This window comes from Burkholderia sp. PvR073 (assembly GCF_054055695.1).
This window is the reverse complement of the sequence record NZ_JBSRXO010000025.1, coordinates 21,117-27,576: the sequence shown is the minus strand read 5'-3', so window position 1 is coordinate 27,576 and position 6,460 is coordinate 21,117. Positions and strand designations below refer to the sequence as shown.

The following is a 6,460-nucleotide window of genomic DNA, read 5'->3' as shown; positions in this document are numbered from 1 at the left end:
CTACCATATCTAATTCACTGATTTTGTTTTTCTCGGCGCCGGGGCCGGGGGGGGGGGGGGGGGGGGGCGCCCCCCCCCCCCCCCGGGGGGGGGGGGGCGCCCCCCCCCCCCCCCCCCGCCCCCGTCTGTGTCGCGCGTTATTTAGTCAAGCGGCGCGGAACGCAGGTCGCTCACCTGTTGCGGCGAGATCGGCGTACCGTTGTTGCCCCACGACATCCGGATATACGTGACGACTGCCGCAACTTCCTGGTTCGACAGCGACTGTGCGAACGGCGGCATCCCGTACGGACGGGGATTCTTGAACGTGCTCGGCGGGTAGCCACCGTTCAGCACCATGCGGATCGGGTTGACTGCCGATTCCATCACGATCGAATGGTTGCCCGCGAGCGGCGGATACGCGGGCGGCTTGCCGGAGCCGGTTTCGGCGTGGCAGGTCGCGCAATTGTCCGCGTAGATCTTCTTGCCCTGGTCGAACAGCGTGTTGCCAAACTGCTTCGACGGCTCGTACTGCATGTTCTTCGGCGCTTCAGCCTTCTGCGGGATCGACTTCAGGTACGTCGACATTGCGCGCGTATCTTCGTCGTTCATGTACTGGAGGCTGTTGTGCACGACGTCGGCCATCGGGCCGAATACCGCGCCCTTGTTCGACACGCCGGCCTGCAGCAGGTCGGACAGCTCCTGCACGTGCCAGTCGCCGAGGCCGAGTTCCTTGTCGTTCGTCAGCGACGGAGCATACCAGTTCTGCAGCGGGATCAGGCCGCCCGCGAAGGCTGCCGAGCTCACCGGGCCGCCCATCATGTTGATCGACGTGTGGCACATCGAGCAGTGGCCGAGGCCTTCGACGAGGTACGCGCCGCGGTTCCATTCGACCGATTTGGTCGGATCCGGCTTGTATTCGCCTTCCTTGAAGAACAGCGTGCGCCAGCCGATCAGCAGGTTGCGGTTGTTGAACGGGAACTTCAGTTCGTGCGGACGGCTCGGCACCGAGACCGGCGGGACCGAACGCAGGTACGCGTAGATCGCGTCCGAATCGGCGCGCGTGACCTTCGTGTAGCTCGCGAACGGGAAGCCCGGGTAGAGCAGGCTGCCGTCCTTCGAACGACCGGTGTGCATCGCGCGGTAGAAGTCGTCCGACGTCCACTTGCCGATGCCGTCCTTGTCGTCCGGCGTGATGTTCGGCGTGTACATCGTGCCGAACGGCGTCGCCATCGGCAGGCCACCCGCGAACGACTTGCCGCCGCGCACGGTGTGGCACGCGATACAGTCGCCGACGCGCGCGAGGTATTCGCCTTTCTTGATCAGCGCGGCCTGGTCGGCCGGCGTGGCCGCGACGGCGGCAGCGCCGTGCAGCGTGTCGTTGCCGGGCCACAGGACCGGCACGAGGGCGACGGCCGCGACGATCGCGACAGCCGAGAGTGCAAACAGGGACTTGCGTTTCATTGTGTCTGTCTCCCTTGCCTTATTGCGGTTCGCTGCCGCAGGCGAGCGGAGTCTTCATCGAACGCGCCGGGGCCGGCACGGGGTTGGCGGGCGCCGGTTGCGCGGCGAGCCACGCGGTCACGGCCGTGACGTCTTCATCCGACAGCTTCGACGCGATATCGTGCATGCAATCCGGTGCCTTTGCGTGGCGGTTGCCCGAGCGCCATGCGCCGAGCTGTGCGCTCAGGTAATCGGCGTGCAGGCCGACGAGGCCCGGGATCGCCGGCTGCATGCCGGTCAGCCCAGCGCCGTGGCAGGCCACGCAGGCTGGCAGCTTGCGGGACGGATCGCCTTGCGTGACGAGTTGCTTGCCGCGCGCGAGCGTGGCGGCCGGCAGCGTCGGCTTGGCCGGCGTCGGGTACGGCGGACGCTCGGCCGAGAAGTGCTCGGCGATCTCTTTCAGGTAATCGTCGTTCAGGTACGTCAGCAGGTAGTTCATCGGCGGGTACTTGCGCCGTCCGTCACGGAAGTTGACGAGCTGGTTGTACAGGTACTCGGCCGGCTTGCCGGCAAGACGCGGGAAATAGTCGTTGTCCGTGCCCTGGCCGTGAACGCCATGGCATGCGGTACAGCCGCGCACACGCTCGGCCATCGTATCGGGTGCCTTGAGCGGCGCCTGCTGGGCGTGCGCTTGCTCCGTGGGCTTGGTCTGCGCTTGAGCAGCGCTCATAAGGCCCGCGCCACCGATCAAGAGAACGGCGAGCAACGGACGGAAGAGGCGTCTTGAAGACACACGAGACTCCATGTTTATTCGTCGGGGACCTGTCCGGGCTACGATCGGCTCGGCGCATGGATGGCAGGGCAGCCGGGCTGCTGCGACGCGGCATTCTATCATCGATGGGTAATGGCGGCTATTTGGCAAAAGGACATGGGTTCCTGTCTGTTTGCGACTTGCGACAATTTGCCGCGCTATATGTACGGATGATGTGAACCGGCGTGCGCTTTGACCATCGAAGACCGTACACTCGCGGGTCGCGCGGCGCCGCCTCCGCCGCAGATCCAGTCATTTCCCCCGTTTCCGGATTCATCGATGACGTTCCCTACCGTGCCGTTGCCGTCTTCCCGCTGTCGTTCCACTTGCCGCCGCGCCGCCGGCCGTCCGTTTCCGGGAGGGCGCGCGCAATGAGGATCGACAGCTTGTGGATCGGGCAGGTCGCGCTCGCGGCGTTGATGGACGCGACGTTCGCGATGGCGGTCGGCTCGGCGCTGCTCAAGGGGTGGCTCGGCAAGGACGGCGCGCGACCGGTCGTCGCGCCGTCGCATCATGCCTGGCTGCGCGCGCAACATTCGCTGGTCGCGGCGGCGCTGGCGCTCGTGCTCGCCGATCTCGGGTGGCTCGTGTATGAAGCCGCGTCGATGAGCGGCGCGGGCCTCGGCGGTGCGTTCGCTGCGATCCCCACCATGCTCATGCAGACGCATGCGGGCTTTGCGTGGAGCGTCGCGTTCGCCGGCGCCGTGCTGCTCGCGATCGTCGCGCTGGCGAAGCCCGAGGGCCCGCTCGCGCACGCGGTGCTGTGGCTCGCGGTGATCGTGGTCGCGGCCGGCAAGGCGTCGCTCGGCCATGCGGCCGACACGGGCCCGCTGTCCGCGGCGGTCGGCGTGCAGACGCTGCACCTGCTCGCCACCGCGGTGTGGGGCGGCCTCGTGCTCGCGGCCGGGCTCGCGGTGCTGCCGGTGCTCGGTTCGTCGGTCGCGCGCGGCGCGCTGATCCGGATCGGCCAGCAACTGTCGCGAACGTCCGCGATCGCGGTCGTCTTCGTGCTCGGCACCGGCGTGCTCAATGCGCTGCGCGGGCTCGGCGGCTCGCTCGCGCCGCTCGACGGCAGCACGTGGGGGCGCGTGCTGTTGCTCAAGCTGCTGCTCGTCGCGCTCGCGCTCGTGCTCGGCGGGCTGAACCGCTTCTCCGCGCTGCCGCGCCTGCGCCGTACCGCGTCGACCGAAGACGCGCACACGTTCCGCAACATCCTGCATCTCGAAGCGCTGACGATGATCGCCGTGTTCGTCGCGGCCGCCGTGCTGTCGTTCTGCGTGCCGGGGTTCGCGGCGCTCGGCTGACGACCGGTTCGGCGCGGGGCCTCGCCCCCGCATGAGTCGCGTGAGCCGCATGCCGCGGATGCAAGAACGGCCGCCTGTCGGGCGGCCGTCTCGACGCGCGATGCGCGGCTGGTCCGCCGTGCATCGCACCTCATCTCACTTCACCTCTGCATCACCACTCGGCGACGCTGCCGTCCGCGTGGCGCCACACCGGATTGCGCCAGCGATGGCCCGTCTTCGCCATCTCGCGCACCTTCTCCTCGTTGACGTCGATGCCGAGCCCCGGGCCCTGCGGGATCGCGACGAAGCCGTCTTCGTAGCGGAACACCTCGGGGTTGCGCAGGTAGTCGAGCAGGTCGTTACCCTGGTTGTAGTGGATGCCGAGGCTCTGTTCCTGGATGAACGCGTTGTAGCTGACCGCATCGAGCTGCAGGCACGCGGCCAGCGCGATCGGGCCGAGCGGGCAGTGCAGCGCGAGCGCGACGTCGTAGCTTTCCGCGAGCGTCGCGATCTTGCGGCACTCGGTGATGCCGCCCGCGTGCGATGCGTCGGGCTGGATGATGTCGACGTAGCCGCCCGCGAGGATGTGCTTGAAGTCCCAGCGCGAGTAGAGCCGCTCGCCAAGCGCGATCGGCGTGTTGGTCTGGTTCACGATGTCGCGCAGCGCCTCGGCGTTCTCCGACAGCACCGGCTCCTCGATGAACATCAGCTTGTACGGATCGAGCTCCTTCGCGAGCACCTTCGCCATCGGCTTGTGCACGCGGCCGTGGAAGTCGACGCCGATCCCGACGTGCGGGCCGACCGCGTCGCGCACCGCCGCGACGTTCGCGATCACCTGCTCGACCTTGTCGTAGGTGTCGACGATCTGCAGTTCCTCGGAGCCGTTCATCTTCACGGCCTTGAAGCCGCGCTCGACCACCGCGCGCGCGTTGTTCGCGACATCGCTCGGCCGGTCGCCGCCGATCCACGAATACACCTTGATGCGGTCGCGCACCTGGCCGCCGAGCAGCGCATGCACCGGCACGCCGTGATGCTTGCCCTTGATGTCCCACAGCGCCTGGTCGACGCCCGCGATCGCGCTCATCATGATCGGGCCGCCGCGGTAGAAGCCGGCGCGGTACATCACCTGCCAGTGATCCTCGATCAGCAGCGGATCCTTGCCGACCAGATAGTCGGCGAGTTCCTGCACGGCGGCTTCGACCGTGTGCGCGCGGCCCTCGACCACCGGCTCGCCCCAGCCGACGATGCCCTCGTCGGTTTCGATCTTGAGGAACAGCCAGCGCGGCGGGACGACGAAGGTTTCGAGGCGGATGATTTTCATGTCGCGAGTCTCCTGGGTTGAGCGGCGCGGACGTGCGGATGCGGCACCGGTCGAGTACGTGACGGTTATCCTAGCGTAGCGCGCTAAAAAATAGTATTAATAGCACTATTGTGCAGATAGTGGACAGCCGCGGCGTGCCCGCCAACGGAGAACGATCATTCAACGCGACCTGCATGGACAGACATCCTTCCGCCTTGCGACGGCGATCCTGCGGGGCGACTATCCGCCCGAATCGCTGCTGCCGCGGGAGCCGGACCTGATGGAGATGTTCGGCGTGAGCCGCACGGTGCTGCGCGAGGCGCTGCGCACGCTGACGTCGAAGGGGCTGGTCGAATCGCGGCCGAAGGTCGGCACGCGGGTGCGGCCGCGCCGCGCATGGAACCTGCTCGACGCCGACCTGCTCGACTGGTATGCGCGGGTCGCGCCGCCGCTCGCGTTCGCGCTCAAGCTGCAGGAGATGCGCGAAATGATCGAGCCCCACGCGGCCGCGCTGGCCGCGCGTGCGCACGGGCCGGGCGCGTTCGACGCGATCGAGGACGCGGTGCGCGCGATGGCCGCCGCGCGCAACGTCGACGAATGGGTGCGCGCGGACCTGCGCTTTCACCTGAGCGTGCTGGAGGCCGGCGGCAACGAGCTGCTGGTGCCGCTCGGCGCGCTGATCGACCGCACGCTCGAGGCGCAACTGCACCTGAACGCACGCCGGGCGCACGTGTTCAATGCGTCGCTCGCCGAGCATGCGGCCGTCGCCGACGCAATCGGCGTGCGCGACGAGGACGGCGCGCGCCGCGCGATGGCGTCGCTGCTTGCGATCACGCGCGCGCGGATCGAGATGTCGTGACGGGAAGCGGCGGGCGACGCGGCGCCGTCAGGCGTTCGCGCAGCCGCCCGGCTTGTGGATGCGCTCCGTCGACGCCGGATACTTCGCGAGCAGGCTCGCCGGCCGGCGCGGGCGAGCGACCAGGTCGCCGCCGCAGTTCGGGCAGCGGCCCTTCAGCACCTCTTCGGTGCAGGTCGCGCAAAACGTACATTCAAAGGTACAGATGCGCGCCTCCGCCGAATCGGGCGGCAGGTCCTTGTCGCAGCATTCGCAGCCGGGGCGCAGTTCGAGCATGACGGTTTTCCTTGGTTTGGGGCGGGTCGGGACGGGCGCCGCCGGACATTGCGTGCGGCGCATGTGCGCGCTACTGTACCTGCATGGATCGGCCCGGCCAACGGTGTCCCGCCCGGGCGCCGTCGTCGCGCACGGGCCGCACCGGGAGACGACCATGCTCTATCGCGGAAGCTGCCACTGCGGCGACGTGAAGTTCGAGGCGGAAGGCGACCTGCAGGGCGTGATGGCCTGCAACTGCTCGATCTGCCGGCGCAAGGGCGCGCTGATGTGGTTCGTGCCGCGCGACCACATGACGCTCCTCACGCCCGACGACAATCTGTCGACCTACATGTTCAACAAGCACGTGATCCGTCATCGCTTCTGCAAGCGCTGCGGGATTCACGCGTTCGGCGAGGGTACGCATCCGAACGGCACCGCGATGGCCGCGATCAACGTGCGATGCCTCGAGGATGTCGATATCGACGCGCTGCCCGTCACGCATTTCGACGGCCGCTCGCACTGAGCGGCGCGTCGTC

Annotated in this window: 7 protein-coding genes; 3 read left to right on the top strand and 4 right to left on the bottom strand. The window is 68.0% G+C overall.

Going from position 1 to position 6,460, the window contains the following annotated elements; genetic code table 11:
* Positions 1-141: 141 nt before the first annotated feature.
* Both ACVK00_RS34185 and ACVK00_RS34180 read right to left on the bottom strand, forming a co-directional pair.
* The gene (locus ACVK00_RS34185) at positions 142-1,440 is read right to left on the bottom strand and encodes a c-type cytochrome (RefSeq protein WP_228905596.1); all 1,299 of its coding nucleotides are present in this window, start codon (positions 1,438-1,440) and stop codon (positions 142-144) included.
* A gap of 19 nt (positions 1,441-1,459) precedes the next feature.
* A complete protein-coding gene (locus tag ACVK00_RS34180) occupies positions 1,460-2,224 on the bottom strand; it encodes a c-type cytochrome (RefSeq protein ID WP_041489853.1) in 765 nt (254 codons plus the stop codon).
* A 377-nt stretch (positions 2,225-2,601) separates the two neighbouring features.
* Between ACVK00_RS34180 and ACVK00_RS34175 the strand changes: the two genes are divergently transcribed.
* Positions 2,602-3,534, top strand: coding sequence for a CopD family protein (locus ACVK00_RS34175; RefSeq protein ID WP_228905592.1), 933 nt, complete (start codon positions 2,602-2,604; stop codon positions 3,532-3,534).
* Positions 3,535-3,685: 151 nt separating this feature from the next.
* Here ACVK00_RS34175 and dgoD read toward each other — a convergent pair whose 3' ends face one another.
* Positions 3,686-4,834, bottom strand: coding sequence for a galactonate dehydratase (gene dgoD / locus ACVK00_RS34170; RefSeq protein ID WP_006751313.1), 1,149 nt, complete (start codon positions 4,832-4,834; stop codon positions 3,686-3,688).
* Between the two features lie 154 nt (positions 4,835-4,988).
* Here dgoD and ACVK00_RS34165 point away from each other — a divergent pair, with 154 nt between their 5' ends.
* Positions 4,989-5,672, top strand: coding sequence for a FadR/GntR family transcriptional regulator (locus ACVK00_RS34165; protein WP_228907646.1), 684 nt, complete (start codon positions 4,989-4,991; stop codon positions 5,670-5,672).
* A 27-nt stretch (positions 5,673-5,699) separates the two neighbouring features.
* Here ACVK00_RS34165 and ACVK00_RS34160 read toward each other — a convergent pair whose 3' ends face one another.
* Positions 5,700-5,945 (bottom strand): DUF1272 domain-containing protein, encoded by a 246-nt coding sequence (locus ACVK00_RS34160; RefSeq protein WP_166723938.1) that lies wholly within the window; start codon positions 5,943-5,945, stop codon positions 5,700-5,702.
* A gap of 154 nt (positions 5,946-6,099) precedes the next feature.
* Between ACVK00_RS34160 and ACVK00_RS34155 the strand changes: the two genes are divergently transcribed.
* Positions 6,100-6,447: a GFA family protein gene (locus tag ACVK00_RS34155; protein WP_228905591.1), complete on the top strand. Its 348-nt coding sequence runs from the start codon at positions 6,100-6,102 to the stop codon at positions 6,445-6,447.
* Positions 6,448-6,460 lie beyond the last annotated feature (13 nt).